At 58.7% G+C, this 21,798-nt stretch carries 14 protein-coding genes, 1 tRNA gene and 3 rRNA genes; 8 read left to right on the plus strand and 10 right to left on the minus strand.

Going from position 1 to position 21,798, the window contains the following annotated elements:
- Positions 1–2 precede the first annotated feature (2 nt).
- Genes PAB09_RS00365 through PAB09_RS00385 form a run of 5 tightly spaced genes read right to left on the minus strand, consistent with a single transcriptional unit; the run spans position 3 to position 5,655 of the window.
- Positions 3–1,448, minus strand: a complete 1,446-nt coding sequence (locus PAB09_RS00365; RefSeq protein WP_271034150.1) for a penicillin-binding transpeptidase domain-containing protein — start codon at positions 1,446–1,448, stop codon at positions 3–5.
- 4 nt (positions 1,449–1,452) lie between these two features.
- Positions 1,453–2,760, minus strand: coding sequence for an FtsW/RodA/SpoVE family cell cycle protein (locus PAB09_RS00370; protein WP_271034151.1), 1,308 nt, complete (start codon positions 2,758–2,760; stop codon positions 1,453–1,455).
- Entirely contained in the window at positions 2,761–4,287 is a 1,527-nt protein-coding gene (locus tag PAB09_RS00375; protein WP_271034152.1) for a protein phosphatase 2C domain-containing protein, read from the minus strand.
- Between the two features lie 2 nt (positions 4,288–4,289).
- Complete coding sequence (locus PAB09_RS00380) at positions 4,290–4,760, minus strand: FHA domain-containing protein FhaB/FipA (RefSeq protein ID WP_271034153.1); 471 nt, start codon at positions 4,758–4,760, stop codon at positions 4,290–4,292.
- Between the two features lie 13 nt (positions 4,761–4,773).
- Positions 4,774–5,655: a DUF3662 and FHA domain-containing protein gene (locus tag PAB09_RS00385; RefSeq protein ID WP_271034154.1), complete on the minus strand. Its 882-nt coding sequence runs from the start codon at positions 5,653–5,655 to the stop codon at positions 4,774–4,776.
- A gap of 243 nt (positions 5,656–5,898) precedes the next feature.
- Here PAB09_RS00385 and PAB09_RS00390 point away from each other — a divergent pair.
- Positions 5,899–5,982, plus strand: a tRNA-Leu gene (locus tag PAB09_RS00390).
- A 68-nt stretch (positions 5,983–6,050) separates the two neighbouring features.
- On the opposite strand, the gene PAB09_RS00395 is transcribed toward PAB09_RS00390, so the two are convergent.
- Complete coding sequence (locus PAB09_RS00395) at positions 6,051–7,268, minus strand: hypothetical protein (protein WP_271034155.1); 1,218 nt, start codon at positions 7,266–7,268, stop codon at positions 6,051–6,053.
- A gap of 934 nt (positions 7,269–8,202) precedes the next feature.
- Between PAB09_RS00395 and PAB09_RS00400 the strand changes: the two genes are divergently transcribed.
- From PAB09_RS00400 to rrf, 3 genes are all read left to right on the plus strand, one after another.
- A 16S ribosomal RNA gene (locus PAB09_RS00400) occupies positions 8,203–9,725 on the plus strand.
- Between the two features lie 459 nt (positions 9,726–10,184).
- Positions 10,185–13,266: ribosomal RNA gene (locus PAB09_RS00405) — 23S ribosomal RNA — on the plus strand.
- A gap of 102 nt (positions 13,267–13,368) precedes the next feature.
- Positions 13,369–13,485 (plus strand): 5S ribosomal RNA (gene rrf / locus PAB09_RS00410).
- The 16S, 23S and 5S rRNA genes sit together here, the layout of an rRNA operon.
- Positions 13,486–13,837: 352 nt before the next feature.
- Here the strand turns inward: rrf and PAB09_RS00415 are convergent.
- Genes PAB09_RS00415 through PAB09_RS00425 form a run of 3 tightly spaced genes read right to left on the minus strand, consistent with a single transcriptional unit; the run spans position 13,838 to position 15,841 of the window.
- Positions 13,838–14,464, minus strand: a complete 627-nt coding sequence (locus tag PAB09_RS00415; RefSeq protein WP_271034156.1) for a hypothetical protein — start codon at positions 14,462–14,464, stop codon at positions 13,838–13,840.
- Positions 14,442–14,867, minus strand: a complete 426-nt coding sequence (locus PAB09_RS00420) for a hypothetical protein (protein ID WP_271034157.1) — start codon at positions 14,865–14,867, stop codon at positions 14,442–14,444. The genes PAB09_RS00415 and PAB09_RS00420 overlap by 23 nt, the downstream gene beginning before the upstream one ends.
- Positions 14,837–15,841, minus strand: coding sequence for a vWA domain-containing protein (locus PAB09_RS00425; protein WP_271034158.1), 1,005 nt, complete (start codon positions 15,839–15,841; stop codon positions 14,837–14,839). Before PAB09_RS00425 ends, PAB09_RS00420 begins: the two co-directional genes overlap by 31 nt.
- Before the next feature lie 528 nt (positions 15,842–16,369).
- Between PAB09_RS00425 and PAB09_RS00430 the strand changes: the two genes are divergently transcribed.
- The 4 genes from PAB09_RS00430 (at position 16,370) to mmsB (ending at position 21,074) form a co-directional block, all read left to right on the plus strand.
- A complete protein-coding gene (locus PAB09_RS00430; RefSeq protein ID WP_271034159.1) occupies positions 16,370–17,569 on the plus strand; it encodes an alpha/beta hydrolase in 1,200 nt (399 codons plus the stop codon).
- Between the two features lie 144 nt (positions 17,570–17,713).
- Positions 17,714–18,409 (plus strand): MBL fold metallo-hydrolase, encoded by a 696-nt coding sequence (locus PAB09_RS00435; protein WP_271034160.1) that lies wholly within the window; start codon positions 17,714–17,716, stop codon positions 18,407–18,409.
- Positions 18,410–18,636: 227 nt separating this feature from the next.
- Entirely contained in the window at positions 18,637–20,148 is a 1,512-nt protein-coding gene (locus PAB09_RS00440; protein ID WP_271034161.1) for a CoA-acylating methylmalonate-semialdehyde dehydrogenase, read from the plus strand.
- Positions 20,094–21,074, plus strand: a complete 981-nt coding sequence (mmsB, locus tag PAB09_RS00445; RefSeq protein ID WP_271035220.1) for a 3-hydroxyisobutyrate dehydrogenase — start codon at positions 20,094–20,096, stop codon at positions 21,072–21,074. Before PAB09_RS00440 ends, mmsB begins: the two co-directional genes overlap by 55 nt.
- 142 nt (positions 21,075–21,216) lie before the next feature.
- Here the strand turns inward: mmsB and PAB09_RS00450 are convergent, their stop codons facing one another.
- Positions 21,217–21,795, minus strand: coding sequence for a TetR/AcrR family transcriptional regulator (locus tag PAB09_RS00450; RefSeq protein WP_271034162.1), 579 nt, complete (start codon positions 21,793–21,795; stop codon positions 21,217–21,219).
- Between the last annotated feature and the right edge of the window lie 3 nt (positions 21,796–21,798).

Raw genomic sequence — 21,798 nt, forward strand, 5'->3', positions numbered from 1 at the left:
GTTTATCCCTGAGCTCTCTGCACTGCTGCGATAACCGCGCGCCCGATGGGGGCTGCGACCGAACCGCCGGTTGCGGCCTGCCCACGGTCACCGCCGTTCTTGACGACGACCGCGACCGCCACATCGGCGTTCTCCGAGGGGCCGAAGGCGATGTACCAGGCGTGCGGGTTGGAATTGCGGGAGTCCTCGCCGTGCTCGGCGGTACCGGTCTTGGAAGCGATATCCGCCCCGGTGTAGCCAGCTGTATGCTGCTCGGATGCGCGCATGAGATCTGTGATGGTGGCGGCCATCTCCGGGGTGATTGCCTGATTGAGCTCCTTCGGCTCGGTCTCAGACAAAACCGAAAGATCATCGCCGACCACCTTCGAGACCACATGCGGTTCCATTCGGGTGCCACCGTTGGCGACGGTTGCTGCGATGACGGCATTTTCCAACACGCTCATCGCCACGTCACGCTGGCCGATGGCCGACTGACCCAGCTCCGCGTCGTAGTTGATCTCACCGATGGTGCCCTGAGCCATCGGAATACCCAGATCGTAGGTTTCGCCCACGCCGAAGGCGGCGGAGGCATCCTTGAGCGCGTCGATGCCCGAGCCGATGGCCATCTCTACGAAGGCAGTGTTGCACGAGTACTGGAAAGCCGTGCGCAGCGTGACCGTGCTCGATCCAGCACAGGTGTGGCCGCCGTAGTTCTCCAGGGTGGTGGTGGAATCCGGCAGGGTAATCTGCGGGGCGCCGGTGAGCGTGGAATCCGGGCCGTAGCCGGAGTTCAAACCAGCGACAGTGGTGATCACCTTAAACGTCGAGCCCGGTGGCAGGGTCTCCTGCGTTGCGTGGTTGAGCAGCGGATTGCCTTCATCGGCGTTGAGTTGTGCCCACGCGTCCTCGGCGGTGTCCGGGTCAGAAATCAGCGAAGGATCGTAGCTCGGCGTGGAAGCCATAGCCAGGATCTCGCCGGTGGACGGGCGAATTGCCACGACCGCGCCCTCGTACCCGGAATTGGCCAGTTGGTTGTAGGCCTCTTCCTGGGCCGCCGGAAGGAGCGTGAGCTCCAGGTTGCCCACCGTCTCCTTCTGGCCGACGAGCTCCTGCCACCACTGCTTGGTGGTCTTCTGCGTGCCATTAAGCACCGAGTTATAGCTCGACTCCAGCCCGGAGTTTCCATAAATATCGGAGGAATAACCCTCGATCGGACCGTAGGCGATGGGATTAGCTACATAGTTGCGCTGGTAGTAGCCGTTTTCATCTTGCACCGACTCGGCCAGGATCTGGCCGCCGGCCGAGATCTGGCCACGGGGGCTGAGCTTTTGCTCGATGAAATTGCGGCGGTTGAGCGGGTTGTCGGCGTACTTTTCTTGGCTAAATCCCTGAATGACGGTGAGGTTAACCAACAAAACAACCGTGAGGATCAGCCCGAAGACGGCCGCGAATCGAATGGATCTATTCATCGCCTTATGCCTCCTGCTTCTGGGAAGATCGGGCGGAGTTGGAGATCCTGAGGATGATGCCCAAAAGAATGTAGTTTGCCATGAGTGAGGAACCACCCTGTGACATGAACGGGGTGGTCAGGCCGGTCATCGGCATAAGGGCCGTGATACCTCCGGTGACCACGAAGATCTGGATCGCAATGGTCAGCGACAGGCCGGCCGCAACGAGCTTTCCGTAGGAGTCCTTGGTCATCATGGCGGTGCGCATGCCACGGGTGACGAAGATGGCGAACAGGACAAGCACCGCGGAAAGTCCCACGAAACCCAGTTCCTCGCCGATTGCGGCAAGAATAAAGTCGGACTCGGCCACGGGGATGAGCTCGGGGTGGCCCTTGCCCAGCCCGGAACCCGTCAGCCCACCGGAAGAAAGGCTAAACAGGCCCTGGGATAGCTGGTATCCGGTGGTGTCATAGTGCGCCAGCGGATCGATGAAATTGTTAAAGCGCGCCTGAATCTTGTCCGAGACCTGATAGACGGCGGTGCCGCCGATACCCACCAGCAGCACGCCGATGAAAAGCCACGACACGCGGTTGGTGGCGATGTAGAGCATGCCCAGTACGGTGCTAAACAGCAGCAGGGCCGGGCCGAAATCGTTTTCGCCAGCCATGATCAAGATCGCCACGCCCCAGACGCCGAGGATGGGGGCAAGGTCACGCAGGCGCGGGAATTCCATGCCGAGGAAACGCACGCCAGCGACGTTGAAGAGTGCTCGCTTGTTTACCAGGAGCTGGGCGAAAAACAGCAGCAGCAAGATCTTGGAGAACTCGCCGGGTTGCAGGGACAGCGGGCCGATGGAGATCCAGATGTTGGCATCGGCGTTGATCTTGACCGGCCACACCAACGGCAGCGCCAGCAGCACGAGGCCGGTCAGCCCCAGCACATAGGAGTAGCGGCTTAGGCGTGTGTGGTCTTTGACCACGATGAGAACGCCAACCATGAAAATCACGGAAATAAGTGTCCACAGCACCTGGCGTGAGGCCAGCGACTTATCGAGTGCGAGGTCGAGGCGATAAATCATGATGAGGCCCAGCCCGTTGAGCAAGGCCGCGACCGGCAGCATGATCTGGTCTGCATTCGGCGCCAGGATACAGATGGCGAGGTGGGCGATGCTAAACACGCCGATGAAGCCACCGATCACCCAGAAGACCTCGGAGTCGATGGCCGAGCCCTGGGCGAGGTTGAGGGTTACCACGGCGATGCCGATGATCGCGGTGGCTAGGACGAGCAGCGCGAACTCAGTCCGTCGCGCGGCGATACGCTTGAAGATGCTCACCTAGTTCACCTCCCGGCAGTTCACGCCCGGGGTTTGTTGGTCGCCCGGAGCTGAGGTTGGTTGGTTGGTCGCGGTCGGAGTCGGCGTCGCCTGTGCCGCCGACGTCGCGCTTGCCGACGGGGACTGCGCCGCACTCGTGGCCGCTGTCGTGAGTGTCGCCGTTGCACTGGCCGTTTCGCTTGCCGACGCACTCGGATCCGCAGCGCGGGTTACACAGATCGGCAGGGCCTCCTTGGCGAGCCGCTGGATCTGCTGCTGGACATCGTCGTAGCTGCCTTCGGGCAGGGTAGAAACCTGGGTGCGGGTGGCCTCCTTGAGGTCGCTGAGGCTAAACCTGTGGCACGGCTGCGTGGAATCGACATCAACCAACGTGATGTTGTCTTGGTCATCGATGCACGCCCGCTGGTAGGTCTTGTGCAGGCTTATGCCCACCACCTCGATGTTGGTGCCTTGCTCGATGACAATCTCCTCGCCGTCGGTGGTGACGTAGTAGGTGTCGTTGAGCGAGGACCGGAGCCAAAACACTCCGCCCGCGATCAGCGCGAGAACAACTAGCACCGCGAGGATGGTCCATATCCTGCGCTTCTTGGAGGGATTGGTCGCAGATGAATCTGCCCCTGCAACGGCCGAAGCCCCCTCCGAGGAGGAGGCTTGGGAAGAAGGCGTCGAAGGCGGTTCGATCACCTGCGACTGGCGGGATGCGATCGCAATCGCCGCGCGGCCCGCGGAGGTGTCCGGGCGGGGGTCGTCGGGCTGCTCACCGTTGAGCGCGCCAGCGATCACCGCCTGGGTGGGCAAGGCGATATCCGGATTGTCACCCTCGACCACATCGGCGACGACCACGGTGACGTTGTCCGGTCCGCCGGAGCGAAGAGCAAGCTCGACGAGGCGATAGGCGGCATCCTGCGGAGTGCCGTGACGCAGCGTCTCCTCAATGGTTGTCGCGGTCACTGGGTCGGACAACCCGTCGGAGCACAACAGCAGGCGATCGCCTGGGCGAGCATCGAGTCCCTTGAGCGTGGGCTCAACGGGGCGGCCAGTGTAGGCCTTGAGGATGAGGGATCGCCGCGGGTGTGTGGAGACATCCGCCGGATTCAACTCGCCTTTATCCACCAACGACTGAACGTAGGTGTCATCGACGGTGATCTGCTCCAACGATCCATTGCGTAGCCGATAGCCGCGAGAGTCGCCGACATGACACAGGCCGAACTCGTGCCCGTTGAACATCAGCGCGGTCAGCGTGGTCCCCATGCCGTCGGTTTCCGGCGCTTCGCGCACGCCTCGGGCAATGTTGCGGTTGGCATCCTCGGCAACGGATGCCAACAGCGCCAGCATATCGTTGTCCTCTGGATCGGCATCCAGCCGCATGAGCTGATTAATCATCAGCTGAGAGGCGACCTCGCCCGCGGCGTGGCCGCCCATGCCGTCGGCAAGCGCCAGCAAATATGGGCCGGCGTACGCGGAATCCTCATTGTTACCACGCACGAGACCTCGATCGGAGGCAACGGCGAAATTGAGTCTAAGCATGTTTAAGGAACCAACCTCACCGATGTCTGTCCAACTTTGATATCGCTATTGACCGTCACTTTCTCGGGCTGGTCAATGCGCACGCCACCGACATAGGTGCCGTTGCGGGAGTCTAGATCCTCGAGGAACCACTCGTTGCCGCGACGTAGCAGGTGGGCGTGGCGGGCCGAGGCGTAATCATCGCCGAGCACCAGGGTGCAGTCGGGGGCGCGCCCCAAGGTGATGCTGTCGAGGCCGCGGATATCAAGGCGCGTGCCCTGTGCTGGACCGTCGACGATGACCAAAGCCTGTGGAACTGTGCCTTTGAACTTGGCAGACACACGTGGGCCAGGATCGACTACTACCGGCGCGGCACCCGTGCCAGCTGCCGCGGTCTTGGTGTCGCGTCGAAGTGCGTTGAGGGCGAAGACAATAAAGAGCCACAGCACAACAAGCAGAACGATCCGCAGGACCAGCAAAATTGTGGAATCCATCAGTGCAGTTCTCCTATGCAGGTGTGGTGATACGAACTTCGATATTGGAGTGGCCGACGGTAATCACATCACCGTCCGCCAGTAACCAGTTATCGATGCGCATGCCGTTGATACTGGTGCCATTCGTCGACTGCAGATCCACGACGATGGCCTGCTGGCCATCCCAGGTGATTTCGGCATGCTGTCGTGATACTCCCGTGTCGGGCAGGCGGAAATCCACATCGTTGCTGCGGCCGATGATGTTGGAACCCTCATGAAGCACATAGGTTCGTGAGGAACCGTCCTGCAGCAGCAAGCTCACGATCGGACGCGGTGGCTCGTAGGCTACGACGGGGGGCTCGGGAGCTGGCGTGGGGGCCTGTGGAACAGCCGGCTGCGCCGGAAGGTGTTCGGTGCCTGGCCACTGTGAGCTTTGGGCCATTTCGATCTGCCTTTCTGGAAAACCTGCTCCACCCTCGGCTGGTATTGCATCCGGGTTATCAGGTGTGCCAATGAAAGCGGACATGCCGCTGGCGTTGGCGTCTACCTTGGAACTAGCCCGCAATTGACCGGTATGGAGTGAGGAGTCCACTTCAATAAACACCGTCACCAGCCCTGGAGTGATCCACCTATTGTTGCGATGGAACCTTGTGAGCCGATCGGCGAAGTCGGCGGGTAGGTTCGGGGCTGTGGCCGATAGATTGGCCCCATCCTTGGTGCTGACCCGCACTGTAAAAACGTTTGGCGCCTCGACCGTGCCCTCATAGGTATGTACGAGGTTGTCCTCGGACTCCTGCTTGAGCACTTCTTCGATCTCTGCTGGGACAACCCTTCCGCCGAAGACTAAGGCGAAGCTGTTGTCCAGTCCTCGTTGCATGGCGCTATCCAGTTTTGCGATTCTGCCCATGAAAGACATGGTGCTTACACCTCCTACTTTTATCTCCGTCAGGGGAAAATCCCATCCAGCTCCAACCAAAAAACGGCTGGAAGCAAGCCAACTAACTACAACAGTATAGGTTGGCGTTGCGAAAAAACACTCCGAGTCAGGTGCGAAACACGCCGATTAAATTCCAAAATGTGTACCTTGAACTGCGAATTTGACCATTCTGGTAGGTGGCGTGCTATCTTAATCAAGTCGCACAACATAGTGACGTCGCCTGCCCAGGTGGCGGAATTGGCAGACGCGCTGGCTTCAGGTGCCAGTGTTCGCAAGGACGTGGGGGTTCAAGTCCCCCCCTGGGCACAGTTAACCGGAATCTTTACTCCCCCTTCGGGCAGTGAGGTTCCGGTTTTTCGTTGCTGGCTTCTTTATTAGCCACAGAACTCCGAAAACGTGGGATTGGCCTCGTCTGAAGTGGTTTTCCAGTTGGTACCTTCCCGCATATTTTGATGGCGCATCTTGAGCATTCGCTTGCGCTCGTGCGGACCAAAACACCCCATCTCTTTGCTTGCCGATTCGAAATCCATGCTCTTTTGCTTCTCTTGAAAGCAGCGCGTTCTCAACCCGCCGAGCCAGTTGATTTGGGTGCTACGGTCCATCCAGTCCATGTCGAGGTCGCTGGGTAAGATGAGCAGCTCGATCGGGTATCCGTTAGGACGTTCGTGCGAAAAGTGGAATACGTTTTCTCGTTCGTCACAGGGGGCGAAGAATTGCTTGTGGAGAGCCTTCCCGATGTGGAAAGGGACTGTAAGTGTTCGGTCACTGCGAAGATGCAGCACGTAGCGGCCGTCGTCGTCTAGCTGCAGGCTATCCCCAGTCAGCCCGGAGATTTCGCTAAGTCGAAGACCGAGGATCTCTGCAAGCGCCATGACCCCGAGCAACCCATCGGCCTTGGCTGCCATGCAGGGTCTAGCGTTATGCAAACTTTCCACGTGGCGCCGCATTCGACTGCTTGTTTCTACGCTTGTTGGCTTGTTCCAAACCCCGTCGGGCATGGGGAATGGCAGTGTTGGCTGCAGCTGTCTACTCCTGGCCAGATCTTCTGCTTCGGCAAACTGCAGGTTGATAGGCGCTTTTGCAAATCCACATAAGTCTGGGATGGGCAAGCCCATCTCCTCCATCCAGTCGAAGAAATCCTCCGCTTCGGGCATAAGTCGGGAAAGAACATGTAAAAGATGGTGGAAGTGCCGGTTGACAAAGACGTCGCCGACCTCGTTTTCGCAGCATTCGCTGGCGAGATACGAGTAGACATTGGAATACTCGAGCAGAAATTCCTTCTCTAGAAAGCGATGCTCCAGGCCAGCGACGTACCCAAAACGGCTCAGCCGATACAGGATCGTGCCAAATACATAAATTTCTTGGGAATGCACTTTGGGGTAATCGCGATAGGCGGCAGGGTGGTGACGGATTTCCTCATAAACGAACGCGAACAACATTTTGACCGTTGCCTCGCCAACAACCGCCCACTGTGGTTCATAGGAAAGAAGCTTTGCTGCGCGCCTGAGCGCCGATGGAACGCTATGGAGCAAGGCTTCGAGGTTTTTGTCCATGTATCCGTTAGCGGGTACGGGAGTGTCGATGACCATCATCGGGCTCCTCCTTCACTGGTCTATATCCGAACGTGATTGCTTTGTGGTGCAAGGAGCCTCGGCGAAGGTGAATACAATCCCTGCCACTTAAGCGGTGATGAACCCGCATGCTAGACAAGGCACGCGACACTAAACGATCCGGTTTTCGAACATCCATCGAGGACTCGAACATCAACTCATGTGGGGATTTGCTTGCCGACGTTCCCGAGCCCGAATTACAGACAGGATTACCAATGCCGGTCACGACCGTAGGCGACGAGAAGTGCGGCGAAAGGAGGCCTTTGCTCGAATTAAAGCGATCAGGGTGCGGTGGTGGAAGCAGTTAGGCCCAGGAAGCGCCTTGTAGAGATCCTAAAAACCCGTTGTGTGCTGGGGATTTGTGTTGTTGTTGGTGGGTGTGTAACTTTATGTGAGTCGCCGCGACCGACAGCGCCCTCTTACAGTGCCTTTTGATGAAGGTGGTTGTGAGTTTGAGGCGGGAGGAAAACAAGCGGGACGAAATCACTTTCTTCCTTTAGTTCTGCGCATGGTTTTGTTTGTGTGTGGGGCTGGGTGGTCATGTTGTTTGAGAACTCAATAGTGTACCAATGCACTGGTGAATCGCATTTTTTTGTGGTTTGCTTTGTTTGGGGAGCAGGGATTGTTTCTTGTGGTGTGTGTTGTTGGTTGGTGTTGGTGTGGCCGGCGAGTAGTTGCTTGCTTGTGAAATATTAATGCTGGTTGATGATGCATGTTGGGGAATGGTTTTTGTTTCTTTGACGTGTTTGTGTGTCGTGTTTTTCCTCGTCGGATGGCGGCACACATGTTTTTTCATCTATTTTTTTGGACAATCATTTTTGCGACACATTTTGTTGTGTTGTGGGCTGGTTGTTTGTTTTTTGTCTGGTTTCAGGCTTTCCTGACCTTTTTGATTCAAGATGTTTTTTCTTGTTTTTTTGTGGAGAGTTTGATCCTGGCTCAGGACGAACGCTGGCGGCGTGCTTAACACATGCAAGTCGAACGGAAAGGCCCAGCTTGCTAGGTGCTCGAGTGGCGAACGGGTGAGTAACACGTGGGTGATCTGCCCCTAACTTCGGGATAAGCTTGGGAAACTGGGTCTAATACCGGATAGGACAATCGTTTAGTGTCGGTTGTGGAAAGTTTTTTCGGTTAGGGATGAGCCCGCGGCCTATCAGCTTGTTGGTGGGGTAATGGCCTACCAAGGCGTCGACGGGTAGCCGGCCTGAGAGGGTGGACGGCCACATTGGGACTGAGATACGGCCCAGACTCCTACGGGAGGCAGCAGTGGGGAATATTGCACAATGGGCGCAAGCCTGATGCAGCGACGCCGCGTGGGGGATGACGGCCTTCGGGTTGTAAACCTCTTTCGACAGGGACGAAGCTTTGGTGACGGTACCTGTATAAGAAGCACCGGCTAACTACGTGCCAGCAGCCGCGGTAATACGTAGGGTGCGAGCGTTGTCCGGAATTACTGGGCGTAAAGAGCTCGTAGGTGGTTTGTCGCGTCGTCTGTGAAATTCCGGGGCTTAACTTCGGGCGTGCAGGCGATACGGGCATAACTTGAGTGCTGTAGGGGAGACTGGAATTCCTGGTGTAGCGGTGGAATGCGCAGATATCAGGAGGAACACCGATGGCGAAGGCAGGTCTCTGGGCAGTAACTGACGCTGAGGAGCGAAAGCATGGGGAGCGAACAGGATTAGATACCCTGGTAGTCCATGCCGTAAACGGTGGGCGCTAGGTGTAGGGGTCTTCCACGACTTCTGTGCCGTAGCTAACGCATTAAGCGCCCCGCCTGGGGAGTACGGCCGCAAGGCTAAAACTCAAAGGAATTGACGGGGGCCCGCACAAGCGGCGGAGCATGTGGATTAATTCGATGCAACGCGAAGAACCTTACCTGGGCTTGACATATACAGGACTGGGCCAGAGATGGTCTTTCCCTTTGTGGCTTGTATACAGGTGGTGCATGGTTGTCGTCAGCTCGTGTCGTGAGATGTTGGGTTAAGTCCCGCAACGAGCGCAACCCTTGTCTTATGTTGCCAGCGGTTCGGCCGGGGACTCATGAGAGACTGCCGGGGTTAACTCGGAGGAAGGTGGGGATGACGTCAAATCATCATGCCCCTTATGTCCAGGGCTTCACACATGCTACAATGGTCGGTACAACGCGCTGCGAGCCTGTGAGGGTGAGCGAATCGCTGAAAGCCGGCCTCAGTTCGGATTGGGGTCTGCAACTCGACCCCATGAAGTCGGAGTCGCTAGTAATCGCAGATCAGCAACGCTGCGGTGAATACGTTCCCGGGCCTTGTACACACCGCCCGTCACGTCATGAAAGTTGGTAACACCCGAAGCCCATGGCCTAACCCCTTTGTGGGGAGGGAGTGGTCGAAGGTGGGATCGGCGATTGGGACGAAGTCGTAACAAGGTAGCCGTACCGGAAGGTGCGGCTGGATCACCTCCTTTCTAAGGAGCATATATTTTTTTTGTGTTGGTGACTGGTTAGTCACCATTTGTTTTTTCTAATCCGGGTGGAGCATGCCACCCCGACACGAATGTGTGCCACACGGTGGGTGTGGCTGGTGTTGGGGTTTGTGGCATCGACTGGATGATGCGCACCACGTTGTGTGTTGCGATTTGTGTTTCTCAAACTGTGTGTGTTGGTGTGCTGTTGGGTGTCTGGAACATGCATGTGTGTGTTTCTGGTGGCCTTGCTGCTACTGCTGCCTTTTTTTGTGCCTCTTTTTTTGTGGGGTGTGGGTGGTTGGTGGTGGTGGGGTGTGTTGTGTGAGAACTGTATAGTGGACGCGATGTAATTTCATTGTGCCTGCATGACTGTGTGTTGTGTGGGTGGGGTGAGAATTAATTTTTTTTTCTTGTTCTTTGTTTTTAGTATTTTTTGTCTTTGGCAATTTTTTGTGTGTGTGTTGTTTGGTTAAGGGCACACGGTGGATGCCTTGGCAGCTTGAGCTGATGAAGGACGTGTAAGGCTGCGTTAAGCCTCGGGGAGTTGCCAATAAAGCGTTGATCCGAGGATGTCCGAATGGGGAAACCTGGCCGTGGTTATGTGCGGTTACCCACTGGTGAATTCATAGCTGGTGTGGGGGTTACGCGGGGAAGTGAAACATCTCAGTACCCGTAGGAGAAGAAAACAATTGTGATTCTGCTAGTAGTGGCGAGCGAACGTGGATGAGGCTAAACCATGTGCATGTGATACCTGGCAGGGGTTGTGTGTGTGGTGTTGTGGGGTTCAACTTTCCTGGTCTGCCAGCTGGGTGCGCAATGTCAATGCTGTTAGCGGAAGTGGTTTGGGATGACCTGCCGTAGAGGGTGAGAGTCCCGTACGTGAAGGTGGTGTTGGTTGTGTTGTTGGTGTCCCCGAGTAGCAGCGGGCTCGTGGAATCTGCTGTGAATCTGCCGGGACCACCCGGTAAGCCTAAATACTCAAGTTGACCGATAGCGGAATAGTACCGTGAGGGAATGGTGAAAAGTACCCCGGGAGGGGAGTGAAATAGTACCTGAAACCGTGTGCTTACAATCCGTCAGAGCCTCTGTGTGGGGTGATGGCGTGCCTTTTGAAGAATGAGCCTGCGAGTCAGCGGCATGTCGCGAGGTTAACCCGTGTGGGGTAGTCGTAGCGAAAGCGAATCCTAACGAGGGTGTTTTTAGTGGCATGTTCTGGACCCGAAGCGGGGTGATCTACCCATGGCCAGTGTGAAGCAGCAGTAAGATGCTGTGGAGGCGCGAACCCACTTAGGTTGAAAACTGAGGGGATGAGCTGTGGGTAGGGGTGAAAGGCCAATCAAACTCCGTGATAGCTGGTTCTCCCCGAAATGCATTTAGGTGCAGCGTCGTGTGTTTCTTCCTGGAGGTAGAGCTACTGGTTGGTTGAGCGGGACCACAATCTTAGCAATGTCAGCCAAACTCCGAATGCCAGTGAAGTCAGAATACGGCAGTGAGACTGCGGGGGATAAGCTCCGTTGGTCGAGAGGGAAACAGCCCAGATCGCCGGTTAAGGCCCCTAAGCGTGTACTAAGTGGGAAAGGATGTGGGATCGCGAAGACAGCCAGGAGGTTGGCTTAGAAGCAGCCATCCTTGAAAGAGTGCGTAATAGCTCACTGGTCGAGTGGTTCTGCGCCGACAATGTAGTGGGGCTCAAGTACACCGCCGAAACCGCGGCAATCAACATTTGTTGGTTGGGTAGGGGAGCGTCGTGCACGACGATGAAGCACCTGGGTAACTTGATGGTGTGGAGTGTGTGCGAGTGAGAATGCAGGCATGAGTAACGAATGATATGTGGAAAACATATCCGCCGGATGACTAAGGGTTCCTGGGTTAAGCTAATCTTCCCAGGGTGAGTCGGGACCTAAGGCGAGGCCGACAGGCGTAGTCGATGGACAACCAGTTGATATTCTGGTACCCGTGTATACGCGCCCAATGGTGAATCGGGGATACTAACCACCCACAAGCATCACAATATGCAACTTGTTGTATCTGTGGTGGGCGTGCGTGGGACCTGATCTGGTAGTAGCCAAGTGATGGGGTGACACAGGTTGGTAGCCAAGCCACTTATTGGATTGTGGTGTAAGCGTGTGGCCCGTGATATAGGTAAATCCGTATCACATATAAGGGTAAGGCGTGATGCGTACCCATTGTTGGGGATGTTGGTGATCCTATACTGTCGAGAAAAGCCTCTAGCGAGTGTGTACATGGCCCGTACCCATAACCGACACAGGTGGTCAGGTAGAGAATACTAAGGCGTTCGGGTGAACTGTGGTTAAGGAACTCGGCAAAATGCCCCCGTAACTTCGGGAGAAGGGGGACCACTGCTGGTGACAGACTGATTGAGCTGGTGGTGGTCGCAGAGAATAGAGGGAAGCGACTGTTTATTAAAAACACAGGTCCGTGCGAAAACGTGGAAGTTGATGTATACGGACTGACGCCTGCCCGGTGCTGGAAGGTTAAGAGGACCTGTTAGCACACCCTTGCGGTGCGCGAAGCGGAGAATTTAAGCCCCAGTAAACGGCGGTGGTAACTATAACCATCCTAAGGTAGCGAAATTCCTTGTCGGGTAAGTTCCGACCTGCACGAATGGCGTAACGACTTCCCTGCTGTCTCAACCACAGGCCCGGTGAAATTGCAGTACGAGTAAAGATGCTCGTTACGCGCGGCAGGACGAAAAGACCCCGGGACCTTCACTATAGCTTGGTATTGGTGTTTGGTTCGGTTTGTGTAGGATAGGTGGGAGACGTTGATGCATCATCGCTAGGTGGTGTGGAGTCGCAAGTTGAAATACCACTCTGATCGGATTGAGCACCTCAACCTTGGCCCATGATCTGGGTTGGGGACAGTGCCTGGTGGGTAGTTTAACTGGGGCGGTTGCCTCCTAAAATGTAACGGAGGCGCCCAAAGGTTCCCTCAGCCTGGTTGGCAATCAGGTGTTGAGTGTAAGTGCACAAGGGAGCTTGACTGTGAGAGTGACAACTCAAGCAGGTACGAAAGTAGGGACTAGTGATCCGGCACCTACGTGTGGAAGTGGTGTCGCTCAACGGATAAAAGGTACCCCGGGGATAACAGGCTGATCTTCCCCAAGAGTCCATATCGACGGGATGGTTTGGCACCTCGATGTCGGCTCGTCGCATCCTGGGGCTGGAGTAGGTCCCAAGGGTTGGGCTGTTCGCCCATTAAAGCGGCACGCGAGCTGGGTTTAGAACGTCGTGAGACAGTTCGGTCTCTATCCGCCGCGCGCGTTGAAACTTGAAGAAGGCTGTCCCTAGTACGAGAGGACCGGGACGGACGTACCTCTAGTGTGCCAGTTGTTACGCCAGTAGCAGCGCTGGTTGGCTACGTACGGAAGGGATAACCGCTGAAAGCATCTAAGCGGGAAGCCTGTTCTAAGATGAGGTTTCACTCGAGGTACCCCACAGACTATGGGGTTGATAGGCCAGAGTTGGAAGCATCGCAAGATGTGCAGACGACTGGTACTAATTTACCAACAAACAACAAACATCCTGCTAAAAACAAAACAACAACAAAAACACCGCGTCCACTATGCAGTATCTAACACAACACCAACACCAACAAACAACCTATAGTTCCAACAACACGTGTCGGTGGTCATAGCATTGGGGACACGCCCGGTCCCATTCCGAACCCGGAAGCTAAGCCCAATCACGCTGATGGTACTGCACCCGGGAGGGTGTGGGAGAGTAAGTCACCGCCGACACTAAAACTTCAAAAAAGCAAAAAAAGGGCCCCCACCGAACACAACTCGGTGAGGGCCCTTTTTTTCGCATACCCACCCGCACACCCCCCAGCCAAAAATGCAAGCCCAAGAATCAACCACGTAAACGTTGTTGACCCCTCCCAACTTCCACAACCCACGACTTATCCACCCCAGGCACCAACAAACCCACCTAGACCCACAACACCATGGTGACCGGTGACTTGAAACCCTCGGAAAGCAAACACCCCACTACCAAACATCCCCAGCACAAAACTCAACATCGACGTGTGACTCGGGCGGTGATGGTCGTGCCGTCTGCGCGGCAATCGGTGCGTAGCTAGGGTGGGTTTTCTTAGTCGAGTCTTCGGGCGCCGAATTTTCTCAAAACCAAGATGATGATCGCCAGCAAGATGATTACTGCGGCGATGATGCCACCGATGAGTGCGGCTTTGTTTCCGTTTCCGCTGTCTTCCTCCGGGAGAGCAGTGGTGTTTTCTGCGCTTGTGGTGGGCAGGGCGGAGGCAGTTGTCGCACGCGGTGCGGAGGCGTACGTCGGTCCGACGATCTTATCGCCAGCTACCTCGGTGGTGAGCACATAGCGAACCGGTGTGGCGCGGTCATCGAGCTGTCCTAGGACCGGGGCCAAGGATACGATGACGTACTGATCGCCGCCGAGATAGTTGCTTCGGGTGTCAAGGTTTCCACCCATGCGGTTGGAGTAGACGATGGGGCCGGGGGTGGCGATGTTTAAGGTTGCGTTCGGTTCCGCGGCGGTGGCGGCGTAGGAGTTGGAATTTACACGGATCGGCTCGCGGTTGGGGTTGCTCATCCGAAGCGAAAGCTTTGGCATGTAGTCATTGCTGCCCTCGGGGGCCGTGAGGGGGCGGTCAATTGCGACCGTGGCGTTGACTCGCAATGTTTGGCCGTAATCGGCGGGTACCTTGAAGAAATGAGCCTCACCGGGGACGATGTCTGCCACCACGGCGCCTGGACTGAGCGCTCGTGCGCCCGCGAAACTCAAACCCGGCCTCGACCGGTATGGGTTCGGCTGCCTGCGCTAATGGCGGTTGCTCCACGGGGGCGGTTTCCGTGGGAGTGTCCCCATTGTCGGTGACGTCGGGCTCGATGCTAGCCAGCAGTTCCAGGGGCAAGGCCTGATCAGCGAAGGAGCTTCCCTCGCGAGTAACCCCAACGAGCAGGTCGCCGCTGGTATTTTTCTCGTCCCAACAGCCGTTGTTATCCCGGTCTTTGTGCATCCTGCCAGTGGAGTAAGTAGCGGTAGGTGGGCTGAGGTAAATGTCTTGCCCAACCGCCTGCGCCTCGCGGTGATCCGAGACGCTGCCTTCGGCGACTAGGCTGCAGACCTCGCCCTCGGGGGACATGAGCCCACGCGAAGTCGAAGGAGATCAAGTTTGTCGACGGGGCTGGCTGCTTCCTGGGGAACGATCACCGAGGCGGCGACGTGAAGCCGTTCGCCATCGTCGAGGTGGACCCGATACCACCGGTATGTCTCTTCGTTGGCTTGTTCGGCGGAGTCGAGGGCTATGAATTCACTCGTACCGGTGGAGCGGATCGCATCCACATACTGTCCAGGTTCAATGGAGACTGCATCCTGCCACGTCAAGCCGCCGCTCACCGGTGTACCCTGCACGTCATAAGCGGAGATACCCCGGGTGACTTGGGTCTTGAGCTGCTGTGTAAGGGTTGCAGCATCGCCGGCGTCGGCGTAGGTTCCGCCAGTGGCGGCCGCGATGCATTGCAGCTCGGCCCGTGCCTCATCATCGACTTTGAATCCGATGGTGTGCACCGTGACATCGAGGCCGGTGGCACGAAGCTGGCCTGCTACCTCGCAGGCTGGTGGTGGCGCGCAGGTGTCGATGCCGTCGGAGACGGGAACGATGGAGCCACGGCTGTCGGGCAGTTGTTCAGCAGCGACCTTCAAAGAGTTGCCAATGGGCGTGTAGCCGGAGGCGGTCACGGCGTCGATGCCTTGGCTGAGAGCCTCCACCGGGCCGGTCCTTGGGGCAGCGATGACCTTGATGTCCGCACAGCCAGCCTCACGCTCGTCGGCGACTTCCGGGACCGAGCTTCCGTATACGACGAGTCCGAGCGGGCTAGCGGCGCCGACACTAGCGAAGACATCGCGGGCGGCGCTCTTGGCGGCCTCCATGCGGGTGGTTCCAAGGGCATCGGCGTTTGCCATAGAACCGGAGGCATCGAGAACAATCATCGTCGGAGCTTGAGCCGGGGCCTGCGGGGTGGCTTGCGAGACCGGAGCGAGGATCGTGGCTGCGCCGCAGAGCATCATGAGGGCGACGAGAAGCCGAACACGAACAAAATTCAGTCGATCAAACATGAGCGACTCCTTCTCAGGGGCAAATTAACTTTCATTCAAGCACGGAAGCGGAATCGGTTCTACCTTGTTGTTGAAACTGTTGCGTGGGCTTGCTTTTGTGCTTTTCGACGCCTACGGTTCATGCGCCCTGTGCGGTAGAGCACCGCGAGAACGGTGAGGATCGGCCAGCCGAAAAGCTGCCCGCCACGCTCCCGCCCCGCGTGACCTCGTGAAACGCCGGGTAAGTCGGGTAAGTCAGGCACGCCTAGACGATGAGCGCGCATTCCAGTGCCCACATGCGTGCCGATGCAACCGGCACGCATCTGGGCAGTATGCCCGTGGTTGAGAATGCTCACCTTCTGCTACCTGCGAGGGGGTGAGGGAAGGGCGTCGTCTAAGGTGAAAACGCCAGTGGCGAGGTGCGCACTGGTCGCGACGATAACCGCGGCATTTCCGCCTGCGGGGTCCAAAGATGAAGACTCGGTCCGAGGGTTGTGTACAATTGCTTTTTCTGCGCGACACTCTCACAACCACATACGAGGAAGATCCATGCGAAAAGTAGCCCAGATCCTGATAAGCGTTGCGTTTGCGGCCGCCAGCGTAGCGTCGGTAAGCACCGGCCTAGCAAGCGCGCAGACGAGCTCCGACACGAGCTCTGAGGTGGCTTTCGACGCTTCCTCGCAGGCGCTGCTCGCCTGGTCGCAACAGCCGAACGTAGGCACGGATCTCAACAACTTTTACGCGTTGATACACACGGCGACCCCGTGGAAGCAGTTCCCGCTGTGGAACCTGTGGGGCGAGCAAACACAGTACACGCCCGACAAAGAGCAGGATTTTGCGCAGCCGCGTCTGATTAAGCGGGAAAAAGACGAGCGCTTCGACGTCGAGCGTTTGTGGATCGAGTCGCCGGCTATGCGTCGCGTGGTTCAGGTTCAGGTGCAGTACCCCAAAGATCGTACGACACCTGCGCCGATGCTGTATTTGCTCGACGGGGTTTCCGCGCCGGTGCAGTCCGGCTGGCTGCGCAAGGGTGATGTCCAGGGGGCGCTCGCCAACGAGCATGTCACCGCCATCATGCCGGTGGAGGCCGGAGGAACTAACTACACCGACTGGAACGAGACCGATCCCTACCTGGGACGATCCATGTGGGAGACCTTCCTCATCAAGGAGCTGCCCGTGGTTGTGGAGGATTCCGCGACGGGAATCGCCTTCAACGGGGAGCGCTACATTGGTGGGCTGTCGATGGGTGGTTCGGCCGCGGTGCGGCTGGCCAACCTGTACCCCGAGCGCTTCGTGGGAACTTTTTCTGTGTCCGGATGTTATTCGCCGGTCAGTACCTCCGGACGTGAGCTGTTTAACCTCGCTCCGCGTGCGACGGGCGGTAACCCGGACCTCATGTGGGGCCGCGATATCACCCCGCAGCGCATCCGCAACGATGTCGTCGCTAACCCGGCGGGTATAGCGGGCATGCGCACCTATATCTATTCGGCCACGGGAGCCGCCACGCAGGCGGATGTTGATTCAGCGCGCGAAGAGGGGCTTCAGGAGCTATTCGGAAACATCGTATTAGAGAAGATGGTGTATACCTGCACCCGCGAGCTCGAGGACTCGTTGGTTTCCAAGGGGCTGATGAGCGGCAATGTCACCTTTGATTATCACGAGGTGGGCGTGCATAGCTGGCCCTATTACAAGCAGCAGCTGCCCGTGGCGTGGGCACATGTCAGCCAGGGGCGCTACACCTATCGTTAAAGGCTGTGTGAGTGCGCCATGCCGCGTTTCAACCTGCCGGCTTTGCGCATCGTTGTTGCTTTCCGACGTTCACCGCGCCGCAGTCGTCGTGGCCTCTGTCGACGCCTTCGCCGCCAAGGAGTCGATGTCTGGCATTCTTATGGCATGACGATACAATCTTTATCCCCCGTGCGCTTGACGCTGACCAAGCACCACCACGCCTGCGTGTCCATTCGTGGCGTTGACGCGGAGGGTATCGAAACGAACCTCCTGTGTGATCCGGGCTCTTTGGGGCCGGAAGTTAGCCTTGATGGCGTCGATGCCATCCTTATCACCCACGATCACCCCGATCATGTGCGCCCGTCCCAGCTTGCCCAAGCGTTGGAGGCCGGGATCCCGCTGTGGTTGCCGGCCGACGCCGCAAACCGCTTGGTGCTGGAAGGCGAGCTGGTTCATGTGGCCGAGACCGGCCAGCGCCTGAGAATCGGCGTGTTGGATGTCGAAGTATTCGGCGACGTGCATGCCCGCATACATCCGGTACATTCTGGGCCGCTCAACCGCGGCTACCTTGTTGCCGACAAGGTTTTGGTGACCGGCGACGAGCATGTGGACGTCGGCAAGCGGACAGTGGAATGCCTAGTAACGCCGATGGACGCGCCGTGGCTGCGGTCTGTCGACCTCATGGACTATGTGGCAGCGATTCGGCCGGATGTGGTCATTGGCATCCACGATGGGCTGCTCAATGCCGACGGGCTCGCGATCGCCACGAACATCCTGCGCGGCTTGGAAACTCACGGGCTTGTGCGCGAGGCCGTGCGCCTTGAGGTGGGCGAGAGCCGAGAGCTGGGGGCAGGTGCGTGAGCGAAAGCCACGCGGTGTGAGTGATCGCCGTTACTTTTTCTACCCCCGCCGCCGCGGAACCTGCGGCCTTCGACCTTGGGGCAGTGGGGTAAATGGCGTTCACCGAAGTGTTTCTCCTTGAAAACAACCGAGCGCGCTCGGCAGAATGTGAGCCAAGACACCACAAAGTAAGGGCGGTGGGCAAGGTCACTGAATCGCTGCCGCCGCGCACAATCAAGGAGGCACACATGCGACACATCACCCACTTCATCGGCGGCGAACTGACCGGCGAGAGCGCACGTCACGGCGACGTCTACAACCCCGCAACTGGCCAGGTCCAGGCGCATGTCTCCCTGGCTTCCAAGCAAGAAGTCGATGCCTGCATCGACAACGCCCGCCAGGCGCAGGTCGCGTGGGGCGCGATGAACCCGCAGCGCCGCATCCGCATCATCAACAAATGGATGCAGCTCATCCAGGAAAACAGCGACGAGCTGGCACGCACCATCACCCTCGAGCACGGCAAGACCTTCGACGATGCCCACGGCGACATTGCCCGCGGCACCGACGTCCTTGAGTTCGCCCTCGGCGCCCCGCACCAGCTCAAGGGCGAGTACTCCACCAACGTCGGCGGTGGCATCGACACCTACTCCATGCGCCAGCCGCTCGGCGTGGTTGCCGGCATTACCCCCTTCAACTTCCCGGCTATGATCCCGCTGTGGAAGGCGGGCCCGGCGCTGGCTGCGGGCAACGCGTTCGTGCTCAAGCCCTCCGAGCGCGACCCCTCGGTCCCGGTTCGACTCGCGGAACTGTTTGTGGAGGCGGGCGGCCCGGCGGGCGTCTTCAACGTGATTAACGGCGACAAGGAGGCCGTGGACGCGATCCTCGATTCGACGGTGATCAAGGCCGTCGGCTTCGTCGGCTCCACCCCGATCGCGCAGTACATCTATGAGCGCTGCGCCGCCACCGGCAAGCGCGCCCAGTGCTTCGGCGGTGCGAAGAACCACGTCATCGTCATGCCGGACGCCAACATCGATGCGGCAGCAGACGCCATCGTCGGCGCTGCCTACGGCTCGGCCGGCGAGCGCTGCATGGCGCTGTCGGTGGCAGTTCCGGTCGGGGAGGAGACCGCGGATCGCCTGCGCGACGCAGTGGCCGCCCGCATCGCTGACCTCAGCGTGGGGCACGGCTTGGAGAAGGGCGTTGACTACGGCCCGCTGGTTGCCCAGTCCGCGCTCGACCGCGTCAACGGGCTCATCGAGGAGGGCGTACAGGCAGGCGCCGAGATCATCGTCGACGGCCGCGGACTTGACCTGTCCGACCGCGAGTTCGAGGGCGAGGCGCTCGGCGGCTACTTCATCGGCCCGACCTTATTCGATAAGGTCACCCCGGAGATGTCCATCTACACCGAGGAGATCTTCGGCCCGGTCCTGGTGATGGTCCGCGCGAACTCCTTCGAGGAGGCCCTGCGCCTGCCCAACGAGCATGCCTACGGCAACGGTGTCGCCATCTTTACCGAAAACGGCGGCGCCGCCCGCGAGTTCGCCGCCCGCGTGGAGGTGGGCATGGTGGGTATCAACGTGCCGATTCCGGTGCCGATCGCCTACTTCACCTTCGGCGGGTGGAAGGCCTCCGCCTTCGGCGACCTCAACCAGCACGGCCCGGATGCGTTCCGCTTCTACACCAAGACCAAGACCGTGACCTCCCGCTGGCCCGATGGTGCCGAGTCCACCGCGGACTTCACCATGCCGGTGATGAAGTAACTGGTTCAGGGGAATCGGGTTCGCAGAAACTCATTGGAAGGAGAAAACGCATGAAGATCGCATTCATCGGCCTGGGAAACATGGGCGGCCCGATGGCAGCCAACCTGGTCAAGAACGGCTTCGAGGTCGCAGGCTTCGACGTGGCTGAGCCCGCCAAGGAGGCAGCCCGCGCGGCAGGCATTAACGTCTGCGACACCGTGGCCGAGGCCGCACGCGGCGCAGACGTGGTCATGACGATGCTGCCTAACGACGCCTTGGTGCGCGGCGTCATCGCCGAGGCGCGACCCGAGGTCGCGGAGGGGACAACGTTCATCGACTCCTCCACCATCGCGGTCGACGCCGCCCGCGAGATCGGCGCGGAGCTGACCGACGCTGGCTTCCGCTTCATCGACGCTCCGGTCTCCGGCGGCATCTTCGGCGCCCAGGAGGGCACGCTCGCCTTCATGGTCGCTGGCGACGAGGCCACCTTCAGCGAGCACCGCTCGCTCTTCGAGGCCATGGGCCGCTCCATCACCTACTGCGGCGAGCTCGGCAACGGCCAGGCGGTCAAGGCCTGCAACAACATGATCCTGGCCATCCAGCAGGTCGCCCTGTCCGAGGCGATGGTCATGTCTGAGCGCCTGGGCGTGGACCCGCAGGTGTTCTTCGACGTGGTCTCCAACGCCACCGGGTCGAGCTGGTCGCTGACTAAGAACTGCCCGGTACCTGGTCCGGTCCCGACCTCACCGGCGAACAACGACTTCAAGCCGGGGTTTGCCACCGCGCTCATGCTCAAGGACCTGCGCCTAGCGATGCAGGCGGCTGAGTCCACCAAGACCGCGACCGTGCTGGGCCGCATCGTGGCCGACCAGTACGAGAAGCTGGCCGCCGACGGGCACGGCGGGGAGGACTTCTCCGTCATCATCAACGAGGTGCGCGGGGCCTAGGCTCTTTGCCTCGTGTGGCGTAGCACCTTGTTGCGTGTGGTGTATCTCCTCACTCCGTGTGGCGTAGCACCTTGTTGCGTGTGGTGTATCTCCTCACTCCGTGTGGCGTAGCACCTTGTTGCGTGTGGCGTAGCGTTCACCGCTACGCCACACCGTCGACGATCTGCTGAAACAGCCCCGCGTAGTAGTCGAGCAGCTGCTTGCGCGGGTAGTCGCGGAAGTTGGGATCCCCCACGCGACGCATCATCGACAAACCAATAATCAGCGACAGCGCCGCCTGGGCCCTGATCTGCGGATGCGGGTTCGGCTGCGGCGCCTCGCTCTCAATGCGGTCGACGAGGACCTCCTTGAGGTCCTCCTGGATCTTCTTGCCGACGGACTTGAGAGAGTTCTCGTCGCCGCTTCCAATCACGAGGGTGCGCACGGTCGAGTACGGCGCATCCGCGGGCGCGGTGAGCGTTTCGTACACCGCTGTGTACCCCAGCTCGGAAAACTGCCCCGAGAACAGCCGTCGCGCCGATTCCTTGAAGTCGATCGTCTGGCCGAATAAGCACTCCTTGTTGATGAAGTACTTGATCACAAGGGCGCTGGAGACGCCGGCTTCCTCCGCGATGTCCTTGATCGTCACCTGCGAGAACGAGCGCTGGCTAAACAACCGGCGCGAGCACTCGAGGATCAGCTCACGGGTCGATCGTGACGACGAACCTGGATCAGAAGTCATGCT

It is taken from the genome of Corynebacterium sp. SCR221107 (assembly GCF_027886475.1).
In the GTDB taxonomy this organism is placed as follows: Bacteria; Actinomycetota; Actinomycetes; order Mycobacteriales; family Mycobacteriaceae; genus Corynebacterium.